Source organism: uncultured Hymenobacter sp., assembly GCF_964242765.1.
GTDB lineage: Bacteria > Bacteroidota > Bacteroidia > Cytophagales > Hymenobacteraceae > Hymenobacter.
Map to the genome: position 1 here is coordinate 81,076 of NZ_CAXTBM010000017.1, position 15,826 is coordinate 96,901.

General features: G+C 58.2%; 11 protein-coding genes. 6 read left to right on the plus strand and 5 right to left on the minus strand.

Annotation, left to right across the window (positions count from 1 at the left end; genetic code table 11):
- Positions 1 to 57: 57 nt before the first annotated feature.
- From ACFE7X_RS09560 to ACFE7X_RS09570, 3 genes are all read right to left on the minus strand, one after another.
- Positions 58 to 1,122 (minus strand): family 43 glycosylhydrolase, encoded by a 1,065-nt coding sequence (locus ACFE7X_RS09560; RefSeq protein WP_375435451.1) that lies wholly within the window; start codon positions 1,120 to 1,122, stop codon positions 58 to 60.
- Positions 1,123 to 1,255: 133 nt separating this feature from the next.
- Positions 1,256 to 2,866 carry a RagB/SusD family nutrient uptake outer membrane protein gene (locus ACFE7X_RS09565; protein WP_375435452.1) on the minus strand — a complete coding sequence of 537 codons (1,611 nt, stop codon included), beginning with the start codon at positions 2,864 to 2,866 and terminating at the stop codon, positions 1,256 to 1,258.
- Between the two features lie 35 nt (positions 2,867 to 2,901).
- Positions 2,902 to 6,051 carry a SusC/RagA family TonB-linked outer membrane protein gene (locus tag ACFE7X_RS09570; RefSeq protein ID WP_375435453.1) on the minus strand — a complete coding sequence of 1,050 codons (3,150 nt, stop codon included), beginning with the start codon at positions 6,049 to 6,051 and terminating at the stop codon, positions 2,902 to 2,904.
- 502 nt (positions 6,052 to 6,553) lie between these two features.
- Between ACFE7X_RS09570 and ACFE7X_RS09575 the strand changes: the two genes are divergently transcribed.
- Positions 6,554 to 7,648: a glycoside hydrolase family 43 protein gene (locus ACFE7X_RS09575; RefSeq protein WP_375435454.1), complete on the plus strand. Its 1,095-nt coding sequence runs from the start codon at positions 6,554 to 6,556 to the stop codon at positions 7,646 to 7,648.
- Positions 7,649 to 8,149: 501 nt separating this feature from the next.
- Complete coding sequence (locus ACFE7X_RS09580; protein ID WP_375435455.1) at positions 8,150 to 10,132, plus strand: AAA domain-containing protein; 1,983 nt, start codon at positions 8,150 to 8,152, stop codon at positions 10,130 to 10,132.
- A gap of 124 nt (positions 10,133 to 10,256) precedes the next feature.
- Here ACFE7X_RS09580 and ACFE7X_RS09585 read toward each other — a convergent pair whose 3' ends face one another.
- Positions 10,257 to 11,399: a hypothetical protein gene (locus tag ACFE7X_RS09585; RefSeq protein WP_375435456.1), complete on the minus strand. Its 1,143-nt coding sequence runs from the start codon at positions 11,397 to 11,399 to the stop codon at positions 10,257 to 10,259.
- Between the two features lie 227 nt (positions 11,400 to 11,626).
- Between ACFE7X_RS09585 and ACFE7X_RS09590 the strand changes: the two genes are divergently transcribed.
- Complete coding sequence (locus tag ACFE7X_RS09590) at positions 11,627 to 12,145, plus strand: peptidylprolyl isomerase (protein WP_375435457.1); 519 nt, start codon at positions 11,627 to 11,629, stop codon at positions 12,143 to 12,145.
- A 133-nt stretch (positions 12,146 to 12,278) separates the two neighbouring features.
- On the opposite strand, the gene ACFE7X_RS09595 is transcribed toward ACFE7X_RS09590, so the two are convergent.
- Positions 12,279 to 12,890 (minus strand): ACP phosphodiesterase, encoded by a 612-nt coding sequence (locus tag ACFE7X_RS09595; protein ID WP_375435458.1) that lies wholly within the window; start codon positions 12,888 to 12,890, stop codon positions 12,279 to 12,281.
- Positions 12,891 to 12,999: 109 nt separating this feature from the next.
- Between ACFE7X_RS09595 and ACFE7X_RS09600 the strand changes: the two genes are divergently transcribed.
- The 3 genes from ACFE7X_RS09600 to ACFE7X_RS09610 all read left to right on the plus strand — a co-directional run.
- Positions 13,000 to 13,506 carry a pyridoxamine 5'-phosphate oxidase family protein gene (locus ACFE7X_RS09600; RefSeq protein WP_375435459.1) on the plus strand — a complete coding sequence of 169 codons (507 nt, stop codon included), beginning with the start codon at positions 13,000 to 13,002 and terminating at the stop codon, positions 13,504 to 13,506.
- 293 nt (positions 13,507 to 13,799) lie between these two features.
- On the plus strand, positions 13,800 to 14,498 hold the full coding sequence (locus tag ACFE7X_RS09605; protein ID WP_375435460.1) for a spheroidene monooxygenase: 699 nt from the start codon (positions 13,800 to 13,802) through the stop codon (positions 14,496 to 14,498).
- Between the two features lie 484 nt (positions 14,499 to 14,982).
- A partial coding sequence (locus ACFE7X_RS09610; protein ID WP_375435461.1) for a PspA/IM30 family protein occupies positions 14,983 to 15,826 on the plus strand: 844 nt, incomplete at its 3' end.

The following is a 15,826-nucleotide window of genomic DNA, read 5'->3' on the forward strand; positions in this document are numbered from 1 at the left end:
GAGTATTTAGAAGCTATCCAACTAGTGGGTTGTCATTCCGATATAGGCTCTTAACACTTACTCACCGGCTGGTTCGGGCAAAGAAACACCAATTGGAGCAGGCGTACCAAAATCAGGCGTGCCGTCGGCGTTCCAGGTGAATTTCTGCATGCGCGGACTACGGGCGTCGCCGCAGCCTTTGTTAGGCTCGGCGTTGGCGTGGTAGAGTATCCAATCTTCCTGCCCGTTCTTGGACTTGAAGAAGGTGTTGTGCCCCGGCCCGTACGCTCGGTCGGCGGGGTCTTGGGTGAATACCGGCGTGCTCGACTTGCTCCAGGCGGCGGGGTTCATGGGGTCGGCGGTGCTGAAAGCGGTGAGCAAACCCAGCGCGTAGGAATCGGTGTTGCAGTGGCTGGCCGAGTACACCAGAAACGTTTTGTCGTTGTGTTTCAGGATTTCCGGCCCTTCGTTCACCTTCGGCTCACCAACGGTTTCCCAGCTGAATTCGGGGCGGCTGAGTTGCGCGCGCGGCCCGGTTAGGGTCCAGGGGTTGCTCATCTGGCAGATGTAGAGGCGCTGCTCCACCGAACCCGCCTCCTGCCCCGACCATACCAAATACCGCTTGCCATTCTGTTCGAGAATGGTGCCATCAATGGCCCACAAATCCTGGCCCGGTACGGCCAGCTGGCCTTTTTCGACCCAGGTGCCGGTGGTAGGATCAGCAGCGGCATTTTCCAGCACCCACATGCGTTGGCCGCCACAGCAATTGCCGGGTCCGGCCGTGAAATACACGTACCATTTGCCGTCGAGAAAGTGAATTTCCGGGGCCCAAATATCCCGTGAGGCCGCTCCCGTGGCCTGCGGTGTCCAGATGACTTTGCGCGGCGCCGAACCTAATTCCGACATTTTGGCCGTCTTCCACAAGGTTAGATTTCCGCCCGTGGTGTGCATGTAATAGTAGAAACCATCTTTCTCAAACACCCACGGGTCGGGGCCGGAAGCCAGCACCGGGTTACGGTAGGTGGTGGTTTCCGTTACGGGCCCGGTCGGCGGAACGGAAGGCGAGGCCTTGTCTTTCACGCAAGACGAAAGGGCTAGCAGCAGCGCGACGAACAGGGATTTGCAAAGCGGGATGGGAAGCATGGCAAGCAGGAGAAGCGAACAGATAACTACGACAAAATAAGTTGAACAGCGAACTGAACAGGATACACCCGAAAAAAACAGCCGCCCCGACCAGGGCCGGGGCGGCTGTTACGGAAGGTAAGTGGCAACTAACTTACCAGTTGTCGTTTTGGGCGAGCTTGTTCAAGTCCACTTCCGACTGCAACAGCGGCAGCAGGCGCGAACGGTCCGCCCGGAAATTGTTGAAGTCCGAGTCACGCGCCTTCAATTGGTCGATGGTCGTTTGGCTGCCCAGCAAATTCCAGCGTTGCAAGTCAAACCACCGCACGCCCTCCCCCGTCAGTTCGGTTACCCGCTCGTGCATAATCTGGGCGCGCAAACTTGCCTGCGTGAAGTTGGCCGCTACCAGCGGCGTTAAACCCGCGCGCTGGCGTACCCGGTTGATGAGCGGAACGGCCGCGGCCGTCTGGCCCTGCTCGTTGAGCGCTTCGGCTTGCAGGAGCAACACATCGGCAAAGCGCAGCACGCGCTGGTTGATGGGCGAATCGAAGTCCTCGAACGTGCGGTAGTAATCGGTGGCATACTTGCGCCAGTACACGCGGGTCCGGTTGCGGGCATCCTGGCCGTAGCGGGTCAGGAAACCGGTGCCATAGACCAAGGTATCGGCATCAACAGGCAGCGTGGCAGGGAATAGGGTCTGGTCGCGGCGGTTGTAGAACACGGTAGCCGCCAGGCGCGGGTCGCGCTGCCCGGCAGCCGTGGGCTCCTGCAAAAACTCGCGGACCACCCACGGCCGCACCTCACCATCGCCAAAACCGGCCCCCGGATATTCCGGTCTGGTGGCTGTTTTGGGAGTACCGGGAATGCCCCAGAACTGGGACCGTTGCCCCCCCTGCGACGACGTCGCATCGGGGCCGTTGCCGGCGTCGTTGCCGCCTTTCTTCTCGTCCGAGAACTGCACCTCGAAGATAGACTCCCGGTTGTTTTCGGTTGTGTGGCGGAAATTATCGGTGTACGCAACCAGGTCGTAGCCGCTCGTTGGGTTGGTTACCTGCGCGAACTGCGCCTGCGCGTCAACCCAGCGCCGGTTTTGCATGTAGGCCTTGCCGAGCAGCGTGGTAGCGGCACCTTTGGTGGCCCGGCCGGCTTCGCTGGCCGGATAGGTAGCGGGCAAATCGGTTTGGGCGGCTTGCAAGTCACTGATGACCTGGTCCCAGATCTGCGCTTCGGTGCCCTGCTGGAAGGTCTGGTTTAGCTCGGTGGAGTATTGCAGCGCCAGCGGCACTTTGCCGTAGAGCGACACCAGATTGAAGTACGACAAGGCCCGCAGAAACTTTGCCTCGGCCACAATGCGCTTTTGCAGCGTGGCGTCCATGCCCTGAATGGTAGGCACCCGGTCAATGACCTGGTTGCAGCGGAAAATAGTGCGGTAATGGTCGCGCCAGATGTTGCTCGACACCTCGAAATCGTAGTTGGACTGCACAAACTTGGTGAAGTCGGCCAGCTCGCCCCAGGGGCTTTGGCTGAAGCCGGTGTCGTCGCGCAAATCGAAGGCGAAGTTCAGCCAGCGCCGGTACATACCCAGCCCTTGCAAGCCCGCGTAGCAGGCGTTGGAGCCTTTTATGGCGTCGTCGCTGGTTTGCCACGAGAGTTCAACCAGGGGCAGGTTCGGGTTTACTTGGTCGAGCAGGTTTTTCTCGCAGGCCGTGGCACTCAGCAACAAGGTTCCCGCCAAACCCAGCCGCGTTATTAATGAGGATTTCATATCAGGAGTTAATCAAGATGAGAGGAAAAGCGGCCCTAGAAGCCCGCCTGAATGCCCAGCGTGAACGAGCGCAGGTTGGGGTACGAACCCTCGTCGATGCCCCGCGCCAGGTTGTTGTTGAGCGTGCCGAATGTGCCGCTGCCCACCGTTTCGGGGTCGTAGCCGGTGTAGTCGGTCACCGTAAACACGTTTTGGCCGGTGGCAAACACCCGCAGCGAGCCGATGTACTTCGAGCGCTCCAGCAGGGTTTTGGGGAACGTATAGCCGATCTGCACGTTTTTCAGGCGCAGATACGAGCCGTTTTCCAGCCAGCGCGTCGAGTTCACCCGCGCGTTGTAGCCCGCCGCAAAGCTGCTCACCGAACCGCCCGATTTAATGGCGCGGGGCGTAGTGGTGGAAGGGTTGGTCGGCGTCCAGGGGCTGAAATCTGCCCGGTAGTTGCTGTTGTCGCTGGTGCGGTCGAGCAGGTACTTGGTTAGGTTCAGCACGTCGTTGCCTTGCACGCCCTGGAAAAAGGCGGTCAGGTCGAAGCCGCCGTAGCCGGCGCTCAAATTCAAGCCGTACTGAAGTTTGGGGAATACCCGGCCCACATGCACCCGGTCCAGGTCGCTGATCTGGCCGTCGTTGTTGGTGTCTCGGTAACGCACGTCGCCGGCTTGCAAATCAGCCGGGATGTTGGTTTCGCCGGTTTGGTAGATGCCATCGAACTGATAGAGGTAGAACGAGCCAATCTCGTAGCCGACCTCGGTGCGGGTAGCGTTGCCGAAGCCCCCGTTGAAGAAGTTGGAAGCGCCTGCGCCTTCGGCGCCGGTGGTGCCCAAATCCAGCACCGTGTTCTTGATAGTGGTTAGGTTGGCTGTGGCGCCGTACCGGAACTTGTCTTTGGTTTCCGAGTAGCCGAGCTGCAATTCAAACCCTTTGTTTTCGAGCTTGCCCAGGTTGCGGAACGGGTTGTCGCCGGCATTGCCGAGGGTTTGGGGCAAGTTGGGGTTGATCAGCGCGTTGAAGGTCTGCGACACGTAGTAGTCGGCCGACAAAGTCAGCCGATCTTCCAGGAAGCCCGCATCTAGGCCCACGTTGGTGGTGCGGCGGTCTTCCCACTGAATGCCCGTGCTGGCGTAGTTGGTTTGAATGCCGCCGTTCTGCACCACGCCCCCAAAGCCGTAGTTGGCGTTGGTGTTCAGAAAACCCTGCGACGGATACGAGCCCCCGTAGGCGGTGTTGATTTGGTCGTTGCCGAGCCGGCCGTACGAGGCCCGAAGCTTGAGGTTGGAAACCGCCGTTACATCCGCGAAAAACGCTTCTTTCGATACCCGCCAGCCCAGCGAGGCCGCCCCGAAGTTGCCCCAGCGGTTGCTAGGCTCGAAGCGCGACGAGCCGTCGCGGCGGAAAGCGGCCGTTACGAGGTAGCGCTGGTCGTAGTCGTAGGTAAGCTGCCCGAAAAACGACTCTTTCGACCACACGTAGGACGAGCCGATGGCCTGCGGCGTTTGGCTGCCCGCATCCAAGGCCCAGAAATAGGTGGGCCCGTTGCCGTAGCCGAAATTGACGCCGCGCGTAAATTCCTGCTGGAAACGCTGCCGGCTGTAGCCCGCCACGGCGGTCAGGTTGTGCTGGCCAATATTCTTATCGAAGGTGAGCGTGTTTTCGGCCATACCGAACAGCTCATTGCCTTGGCTATCGCCGAAGTTGGAGAGCTGGGTGATGTCGTTTTGCCGCCAAACGCCGTATTTCCGCCGCTGCTGGTCGTGGAAGCCGTGGTACTCGGTGGCCAGGTTGAGGCGGTAGCGCAGAAAGCTGAAAATATCCACTTCTCCGTACACGTTGCCTTGCAGCCGGTTGGAGGTGCCAGTATCGTTGAGCAAATTTTGCGCGGCAATCGGGTTCAAGCCAAACGTGTTGGCGTTGCCGTTGCCGATGCCAAAGCCGCCCGGTACGGTTGGGTCGAGGACCGTATTGACGGGCAGCATCTGCACCACGTTGAAAAACGGCGACCCGTAAAACGGTATTACGTTTAGCCGCGTCTGGTTGGCGCGGGAGAGCAGGGCGTTTTCGCCGATGCGGAACCGGCCGCGGTTGAAGCCGGTGTTCACCCGAAACGTGTAGCGCTCGAACTTCGGCCCCTGCACCGTGCCGTTCTGCTTGAAGTAGCCGCCCGACAAGTTGAAGGTGGAGTTGGGGCCCCCGCCCGAAAAGCCCAGGTTGTAGTCCTGAATGGAGCCCTGCTTGAAAAACTCTTCCTGCCAATCGGTATCGACGCCGGCCGGAATGTTGGCCGCGAAAGCCTGGCGCGGCTGCCCCGAGTTGTCGTAGGCCTGGTTGTTGATGGCGGCCCACTGCTGGGCATTGGTTAGGTCGAGGCGCTTCACCAGGTTTTGCACCCCGCCGTTGGCGCTGAAGCTGATGCTCGGGATGCCGGCCTTGCCTTTCTTGGTGGTGATGATAATAACGCCGTTGGCGCCTGAGGCCCCGTACGGCGCCAGCGACGCCGCATCCTTGAGCACCTGCACCGATTCCACATCGGCGGGGTTGAAGTCGCGATGCCCGCTTTGGTTCTGCACCCACAGGCCATCAATAACGTAGAGCGGGCCACTGCCACTGGCTACCGTGCCCAGGCCCCGGATGTTGATGTTCGGCGCCTGTCCCGGCTGGCCGGAGTTGGTTACCGTCACGCCCGGCAAGCGGCCCTGAATGGCCTCGCCCACGCTCGCCACGGGGGCGCGGCGCACCTCCTGCGCCGTCACCGACGATACCGAGCCTGTTACGTTTTGACGCTCCTGCGTCAGGTAGCCCACCACAACCACTTCGTTGAGGGCCTTGGTATCGGGTGTTAACGGCGTATCAACGGTGGTACGCCCCCCAACTGCCACTTCCTTGGCCGTGTAGCCCACGTAAGAAAACACCAACGTCGCGTTGTCGGGCACGCCGGCGAGGGTGTAGCGGCCCTCTACATCGGTTTGGGCACCGTTAGAGGTTCCTTTCACTAGCACGTTCACGCCGGGCAAGGCGTCCCCTCTTTCATCGGTTACTCGGCCCGTCACCGTTATGTCGGCACTCAGGGTAGTTTCAGAGGTACTAACGGGCAGCTCAGCGCCCAGAGCCAAGGGGGTGCCGGCTACCAAAGGCAGGCAGCTCAGCAAGGCTGGCAAAGCGTAGCGGTTTGGTTTAGGTATAGGGTATTTCATGGGAATTTAGGGATTGGGTTTAGGAAAGAAATCAACATTTAGCCACAAACGTTTGCGACTGGCGAGCCCTTAACAGATTCAACTAGGAAAAGGCTGGGAAAAGACAATTAAAATTTTTAGCGTACCGCCCACATCAACTAGCAACCCTACTGCGGAGCTAACACGTAATCAACAAGTAAATACAAGCCAAATGTAGTGGTATTCTAATTATCAATTGTGCTCAAGTCGCTTGAATTAGCTACTAAGCATTAACTCCATGATAATTTCATTCTTGCTAATAGGCCTCGTACTCGAGCATCGAACTTACTGTCCTATAGCTTTTTTGTAGCTCAATCAGAAGGTAAGCATTGGATATTTACTATTAATAAGTATTTCTTCAAGTATAAAGCTTTGCACCTGAACAAGTATTATTTCTCCATGTTTACGTGTGCTCTTCTAAATGCTATTGGTCTTATCCTATTAGTTTTCACCTTTGCTTGCAGTATCACTTCCTGTAGCTGCTATGCCTCCTCATTCACCAACTTCCCGCCGTTCTTTTCTGCGAACCACTGCTTTAGGCTTCGCTTCCCTACCCTTGTTCTTGGAAGCCTCTCCCCTTCAGTCCGCCCAGAAAGGCACGTACACCAATCCGGTGTACCCGCATTCCTTCCCCGACCCTTTCGTGCTGCAACATGAGGGCGTATACTATGCTTTCGGTACCACCGGAAACGCCCGTACCCGCCCCGACAACCGGATTTTCACGGTGCTTACCTCGCCGAACTTAGTGGACTGGAAGCCGGCGGGCGGGGCACTAGTACCGCCTGCCGGAGCGGAAGGGGCCGATTTTTGGGCGCCGGAAGTGGTATTTCACGAGGGCACGTTCTACATGTACTACTCGATGGGCGGCGGCGCCATAGCGGCCACCGTGGGCCACCGCCTGCACGTGGCCACTAGCAAAAACCCCGCGGGTCCTTATCAGATGGCCGCGTTGCTTGAGGTGCCCGAAAGCAAGTTCACCATCGACGCCCACCCCTACCGCGACGCCGACGGCCAGTGGTACCTGTTCTACGCCCGCGACTTCACCGACACCGACAACGGCTACCTCCCCGGCACCGGTTTGGCCGTGGATAAGCTAGTGGGCATGACGCGCCTGGCCGGCGAGAGCCGCACCGTCATGCGGGCCCGCCACCCCTGGACGGTGTTCGAAAAAAACCGGGTGATGCCGCTCTATGACAACCGCACTTTCGCCGAGTGGCACACGCTGGAGGGCCCTTTCCTGCGCCGCCACGAAGGCAAATACTACTGCTTCTACAGCGGCGCTAACTTCCTCACCGACCGGTACGGCGTTGATTATTGCGTGGCCGATTCCATCCTGGGGCCCTACTCCGACGCCGGGGCCGAAAACGGGGCCCGGGTGCTGCACCAGGTACCCGGCAAAGTGCGCGGCCCCGGCCACCACTCCCACATCATGGGCCCCGACGGCAAAACCGAGTTCCTGGTTTACCACGCCTGGAACAAGGGCATGAAAGAGCGGCAACTCTGCATCGACCGGCTTTCCTGGACGCCGCAGGGCCCCCGCGCCGTCGGCCCGACCTACACGCCACAGCCACGGCCGTGAGGCAGCTCAACTTCTAAAAAAGCTTTTTCAGTTGCCTGACAGAACAGTGTAGAGACGCCACACTTGGCGTCTCGTCGTTGAACGACTGTGACTGCACCAACAACGTCAGCAACGACGAGACGCCAAGTGTGGCGTCTCTACACTGTTCTGCTGGCTCCTCCGTAAGACTTGTCAGCTCGAATACATTAAATACAAAATGCAGGAGCAGGGCCTGCGCCAGCGTGACTTAGCGCAGTGGCTTCCGGGTAAGTGAAGTTCTGAGTCGCAAGCGTGAGCTCACCGCCAAAACGATGGAAAGCCTTACACGAACACTTAGGTCTTTCGACGGAAGTGTTGCTGGCGGGGGCATGAAGCTTCATTGTGATGTGCTGATGGGAGAGTACAGCGGTATCATACAGAGCTAGTGAGTTACAACTAACGGCTTATTCCAAAAATCTCTCTGACCTTCAGCCACCAATTTGCCGTTTTCGTTGTTATCAACGAATATCTACGACCACTCTGTTGACTGAACAACCTACGTATACCGACCCGTACGCCCTAGAGAAAGAACTGCGTAAGGTGCAGGCCCTCATGAAGCTGGAACAGCAAGAGGACCTCGAGCAATTCAAAATCAAGAACGCCAAGGCCAGCATTGCTGAGCGCCAGCAGCGCGGCCTGACCTGGTATCCCGTCAAAATCATCAAGGAAGACATCGGCTTCGGCGGCAAGCTCGTGATTGAGTTGGAACGCCCGGCTTCGCAAAACGGCCTGCACCTGTTTCAGGTAGGCAAAAACGCGGCCTTGTTTGGTAATATCCCCGGCCGTTCCGGCTCCGACCGGCCTACGCTCAACGGCGTGATTACGGCCGTCAAGCGCAATAAAATCCTGCTCGCCACCACCAAAGAAGACCTCCCCGATTGGGTGGAAGAAGGTAAACTCGGCGTGGATTTGACTTTCGACGAGGTCAGCTACCGCGAGATGGAGTACGCTTTGGGCAAGGTGATGGGCGCCTTCGACGGCCGCCTAGCCGAACTGCGCGACGTGCTGCTCGGCGCCAAACCTGCGCAGTTCCGCCCCCAAAACGAAGCCACGCTCTACTACCCAAGTCCCCTCAACGAGTCGCAATTGGCGGCGGTGCGGCACGTGCTGGCGGCCAAGGATGTGGCCATCATCCACGGCCCGCCCGGCACCGGCAAAACCACCACGCTGGTGCAGGCCATCCTGGAAACCATTCGGCGCGAGCGGCGGGTGTTGGTGTGCGCCCCGAGCAATACGGCCGTGGATTTGCTGACCGAAAAGCTGGCCGAGCGCGGCGTGAACGTGATTCGGATGGGCAACCCGTCCAGGGTGTCGGACTTGCTGCTGCACCACACGCTGGAGGCGCAGATCATGGAGCACAAAAGCTACGGCGAGCTGAAAAGCATGCGCCAGACCGCCGAGCAGTACCGCGAAATGGCCGGCAAGTTCAAGCGTCATTTTGGGTGGGAAGAACGGGAGCAGCGCCGCATACTGAAAGAACAGGCTCACCTGATGCTGCAGGATTCCGACAACCTGGAGCGCTATATCACCGAGGACTTGCTGGACAAGGTGCAAGTCATTACCTGCACGCTAGTGGGCGCCTCCAACCGCGCCATTCGCCATCTTACCTACGAAACCATCTTCATCGACGAAGCCGCTCAAGCGCTGGAGCCGGGCTGCTGGATTCCAATAACCAAAGGCAACCGCGTGGTACTGGCCGGCGACCACCAGCAGCTGCCGCCCACCGTCAAAAGCGAGAAAGCCGCCCGTGATGGCCTGCGCGAAACGCTGTTCGAGAAGTGCATACTGCGCCAGCCCGAAACTGCCCGCATGCTCGAAGTACAGTACCGCATGCACGAGCAAATCATGGAGTTCAGCTCCGAGCAGTTCTACGACGGCCAGCTGCGCGCCGCTCCCACCGTGGCCCACGCCGACTTGCCCGACTACGACATCCGTTTCGCGCCCGACCAAGCCGTAGAGTTTTTGGATACGGCCGGTTTTGGCTTCCAGGAGCTCGGCATTGCCGAAAGCCGCTCCATTGCCAACCCCGAGGAAGCCGACCTGCTGCTTAAGCGACTGGCGCAGCTACTAGAGCCTTATGACGCGGCCGACCACACCGAGGATTTGCTGACCATCGGCGTTATTGCCCCTTACCGCGCCCAAATCAACTACCTCAAGGATGCCGTTGAGCAAAACAACGAATTGGCCGGCCTCATGGAGCACCGCATGCTGAGCGTGGGCACCGTCGATTCGTTTCAGGGCCAGGAGCGCGACATCATTGCCATCAGCCTCACCCGCAGCAACGCCCAAGGCGACATTGGTTTCCTAAGCGACATCCGCCGCATGAACGTCGGCATGACCCGCGCCCGCAAGAAGCTTCTCATCGTCGGCGATTCCTCCACGCTCGGCTCGCACCCGTTCTACAAGGCGTTTCTGGATTATACCGAAAGTATTGGCGCGTACCGCACGGCCTGGGAGCTGCAATAACCTTAAGCTCTAACACAGTTAATGTGTGGTGTACAAAGAAAGGCCCGCTGAATCTTCAGCGGGCCTTTCTTTACGCATTTCTAGTTCCAAATCCCTTTTAGTTCTTCAATTATATCAAGAATAACTACTGCGCTACCTCTATTACGGACATGGTGTGCGGGGCATCAGACTTCTTGTTGATAAAGTTCTTTTCGGGTTTGTCGAAGTCGGAGACGTAGAGGCGGTTGCCTTTCAGGAGCACTTCGGCGGGTTGGTCGAGGAGGCCGTTGGTACCGTCGGTGTCGCCATTTTGGGCCAGGGTTGTGACGGAGTTGTCTTTCAGGTTGATGACGTTGATGGCGTTTTCGCGGGAGTTGCAGACGTAAACTTTATTGGTTTTGCGGTCGATGACAAGGCCATCGATGCAGGGGATTTTCTTGCCGGTGAGCGTCAGGGCTTCTTTTTTGGCGAGCGTGCCATCAGGCTTCATCGTCATCTTGTAGAACGTACCGTCGCCGAACGAGCCGGTATAGAAGTTGCCCTGGCTGTCGTAGTCGAGGCCGTCGGCGCCGTTATCCACGCCGGTTTCATTGACTTGGGTGGTGAAGGTGGTGAGGACGTGCGGGTCCATGGTTTTGGGCTTGAGGTGCACGGTGCCTTTGTTGAGCTCTGCCAGGGTGAAGGCCAGCACGGCGCTGCCTTTGTCGTTGTCGGGCAGGTCCCATTGGCTGTCGGTCACGTAGATTTTGTTGCCTTTCCAAACCACCGCGTTAGCCAGCGCAAAGTTATCGACCACCGTTTCTACGGCGCCGGGTTTGCCGTTCGTTACCCGCACCCGCATCAGCCTAGATTTGAAATCTTTGCTGTTTTCATACTGATTTTCGGCGTAGTAGAGGTTGCCATCAGGGCCGAACGCCAGATCCATGGGCGCGGCTTTTTTGGTGGTGGGCTCTACGGGCAGGTTGCTGAGGTAGGGCTTGAGGCTGGTATCGGTCATTTCCATGAGCACTGCCGGCTTGGAATTGTCGGCTAGATTGGGCACCGACAGAATCAGGTTGCCGTTGGGGGCCAGGGCCAGCCCATCAGGGGTGTTGTGGGCGTCGTCGAGGGTGTGCAGCAGCTTGGGGCTACCAATTTTGGCAATGGTGTCGGGGGCCGCCGGAGTTGTGGTGGAGTCGCCGGGCATGGCGGGCAGTTCGGGCGTGGTGGGCGTTTCGGGGCTGGTATTGGACTGGCAGCCGGCTAGCAGAGCGCCGCTAAGAAGCAGGGGAAGGAAGTTGGTTTTCATGTTGCGGTTACTGCAAAGGCAGGCTATCAGCGTAGAACGATTTCATTGCTAAGCTTAACGAGCTACCGATAAGGTCGTTAGCGGATGCCAAAATTTTGCTTGCTTAAAACCCATTCGCTCAGGTTCGAGTATCATCCGTAGAGGGCTAGAATTTCGGGTCATTTCCGTAACTAGCCGCCCGAACCCTATTTTCCAACCCACACCAGGACTCACCCGTCCCCTGCAGTATGGCTCAAATCAGCGAAAACAAAGTCGTCACCATCACCTACGACCTGAGCGTGACCGATGACAACCAGGAAAAAGTGCTCGTAGAATCGGCCGAAGCGGATGCGCCCATGGTGTTCCTGTTCGGCCAGAGCGGCCTCCCCGAGGAGTTTGAGCGCCAACTCGACGGTAAGCAAGCCGGCGACTCGTTCACCTTCTCGCTCACCCCGGAGCAAGCCTACGGCGAGTACGATGACCAAGCCGTAGTCGATATCCCGAAGAATGTATTTGAAATCGACGGCCAGGTAGACCAGGAGATGCTGCAAGTCGGCAACTTCCTGCCCATGGCCGACAACCAAGGCCACCACATGCAAGGCAAAGTGGTGGAAATCGGCTCCGACACTGTCAAAATGGACTTCAACCATCCCCTAGCTGGCATGGTGATGCACTTCGACGGCAAAGTAGCCGAGGTGCGCGAAGCCACCCAAGAAGAGCTAGACCACGGCCACGTGCACGGCGAAGGCGGCCACGAGGGTCACTAAGGTTTGTGTACTTACTAGGAATAAAAAACGGGACCACTTGGCCCCGTTTTTTATTCCTAGTTTGGAGTGGTCTTGTTTTAAAGCATACACGTTGTGTACCTCTCTTAACGAGACCACTCAAAAATAGAGAAAACTACTCCAGCACGATTTCCACCGCCGCCCGTAGCTCCGGCCAGAACTCCTTGAAATCAGCCTCATAGGTGGGCAGTTCAGCCAAAAACGCGGCGGCGCCCGTGGCCAGCACGGCCCCGGCTGGCACGCGGCGGCTTAAGCCTACTAGTGCCTGCTCCAGCCCGGCCGGATGGGCATAGCCGCTGAGCCAGTCGTCGCGGCGCATGTAGTGGAGCAGGTGTTGCAGGCGCTCCGGCAGTTCCTCGCGGCGGGCGTGAAGCAGCGCGTATTGGCGCTCGGCGAAGGCAGGCAGCGGTTCGGTGGCATCGTAGTGATACTGAGCGAAGTCGCGGGCCAGTAAGTGGTCGAAGCCGACATCGGAGACAACGCCGGCCCATTTGCCGAGGCCGGCAGTACGCAGGCGGGCGGTGGTGCGGCGCACGAGCGGGTGCGCATCGGTGAACGAGTCGATGAAGCGGTGCAGACGGATGCCGCGCTGCACGGCCGGCGGATACGTGGCAAGCGCAGTGCGGCCGCGCACGGCTTCGGCGGCGAAATTGCCAACTACTATGTCGTTGTAATTGGGGGTAGTGGCAGGCGAACCGGAGAGCAGCAAGTGGGCCAGGAAGTTCATATAGCGCCTAAAGTACGCCGCCAGGGTTATATGAAGCGCTGCGCGGGAACCTTCGTACGGTAGAGCCGTATTCCTTAGCTCCAACCTACACTACCAAAACCCTGAAATTATGGCCGAGCAAGTTGCCGTTAGTCACGATGTAACTGAGCTGATCAAGCGCATCAAGGACATCAAGATTGCCATGCTGACTACTGCCGAGCAAGATGGCACTCTCCACAGCCGCCCCATGTACACCCAAGAGCCGCAAAACGACGGCACGCTGTGGTTTTACACCGAAAAAGATTCAGCCAAAATTTACGAGGTCAAAAAAGACCAGCACGTAAGCCTTAATTATTCCAAGCCCGACGATAACCTCTACGTGTCGGTTTCCGGCACGGCAACCGTCACCACCAACTCCGAGCTTATCAAAAAGTATTGGTCGGAAGGACTGCGGGCGTGGTTCCCGAAGGGCCCCGAAGATCCCAACATTGCCTTGTTGCGCATCGATATTGTGCGGGGCGAGTATTGGGACCAGCCGAGCAATGTGCTGGTACGGGCCTTCGGCTACGTGAAAGCAGTAGCCACTGGCGAGCGGTATCAGCCTAGCGGTGATGAGCATGTCCAGGTAAAGCCCTAATAAATTTCGATCATCAACCCGAAACGCCGCCCTGCTACCGCCTCTAGGATAGGTTACCTAATTGTAGAAGCGAGTAAAAGGAATGCGTTGTCTGACCAACCCAACCCACCAACAACCTAACCCTAAGTGTCTTTCTGAGCTATCTGTGAAGGGGTGGAAGCAATTCCGCCCCTTCTTTGTTGTTATGGGGCTCGTCCGGGGTGCAGGAATTACGGCGGCGCTGTCACTGATAGGCGTCGAAAACCCAGTGGTATCCGATGCACGCCGCTACTGCCAGATTAAAGCTACTTTACTTGCTTACCACTCTCACTTTATTCACGCTCCGTCCCAATCAGAAACGGTGGGGACTAGCCCAGATGGGTACCTCACCCCCTCAGTTGCAGCGCGTGGCCGGCTTGCAGTTTTTCAAATTGGCGGGCAGTGGAGCGGCCAACGGTTTTGGGCTGTGGCCTAACCTGCACCGCTATGGCCTACTAGCCGTATGGGACTCGGCGGAAACTGCTGCCACCTTCTTTGCCGAACATCCGCTCTGGCAAGAGTACCGCGAGCGAAGCGCTGAAATCTGGACGCTGGACTTGCTGCCCCTGAAGTCGCACGGCCTTTGGGACGGCGTGAAGCCGTTCGATTATCTTACCCCCGGCACCGTCGTGCCCGACGATGCGCCCGTGGCCGTGCTAACCCGCGCCTCTATCCGGTGGCAGAAAACCTGGCGCTTCTGGCAATACGTGGCCCCTACCAGCGCGGCCCTGGCCCGCGCCGACGGCGTGCGCGTCGCCATTGGCCTCGGCGAGTTGCCCATCATCCGCCAAGCCACCTTCAGCGTGTGGGAATCAACCCAAAAGATGCAGCAGTACGCCTACCGCGACGCTACTCACCGCGACGTCATCAAGCTAACGCGCCAGGAGAATTGGTACGGTGAGGAGCTATTTGCCCGGTTTCAAGTGCTGCGCAGCGAGGGCACATTGGACGGTAAAAATCCACTGCAAGCGTAGCTAATTCAATTATTGCAACGGAGTAGAGACGCCATACCTGGCGTCCCGGCGTTGCTGACGTTGTTTCGACCGGATGGTTCAAGGTAGTACCGGTCGTTCAACGCCGAAACGCCAGGTAGGACGTCTCTACCCGGTTGTGCTGTTTGAGGAGGACCGAATGCAAGACGTTCGTATCAACTACCTCGCGTGCTCACACTGGCCTTTAAAATTAACGCCTTAGAACGCTAGAAGTCTACTTCCCTAGTAGAGCTTCTATTCCCCTGCACTTCACCGTTCTGGAAAGCACCCTTCCGTTTTGGAAGGGTTACCAAAGCCCTTGGATACTATATCCGAGGGCTTATTTTATTTCTTCTGTATGATTATCAATTAGTTACTCACAAGTTAACTCGAATATCGGGAATCGGCATTGGTCTTGGATTCTGGTCCGCATCGCCTTTGAGGAAGGCGCAACCACTTTTCCAATCACCAAAACACCTTTTCCCCGATGAACACGCTACTTCCTACCGATCAACCGACCAGCTTGCCGAAGTGGCAGCAGCCCGAAAAAGTGGCGGGGTGGATATTTCTGGCTGGCCTTGTGGGGGCCGGCGTGTATAGCTGGGGCATCATCGTGCCCTACCTCGTCGACATCGTGTTCGACACCGTGAAGCTCGGAATTGGGCTTGGAGTGCTGTTCGCCCTGTTCCTGCTGGTCACCAACCGGCGCGTGAAGGCGGGGCTGTGGTACGCCGGGCAGCGCATCTTCCGCACGGCGGCGGGCATCTTCGTTAATACCGACCCCATCGGTATCATGGAAGATTACATCCGCAACACCGAGAAGGAAGCCCGCAACATGGAGGGCGAAGTCGGCCACATTGAAGGGGCACACGAGTTGGTGAAACGCAAGCTCACCGACAACCAGAATCAGATGCAGGAGTACCTGGCGCTGGCGGCCTCGGCTACCCGCCAGGGCGAGAAAGACGCCGCCGAAAGCTACGCCTCCCGCGCCGCCCAGCTCCAGGAGTATAACTACCGCCTCACGCCCATGCTCACCACCACGGCCAACGTGAGCCTCGTGATGCGCCAGATTCTGAAGGCCGCCCTGCGCCAAATCGACAACAGCAAGTTCAAGGTCAGCTTGCTGAAAGACGAATACACGCTGGTAAAACGCACCAGTTCCGGCATGCGGGCCGCCATGAACATCCTGCGCGGCGACCCCGACAAGAAGTATTTCTTCGACCTCGCCACCGACCGAGTAGCGCAGGACATGGCCGCCCAGCTCGGCCAGATCAAACAGGCTATGCGCTACTCGCAGGAGTTCGTCAAGGAAATGGACATCCAGAACGGCG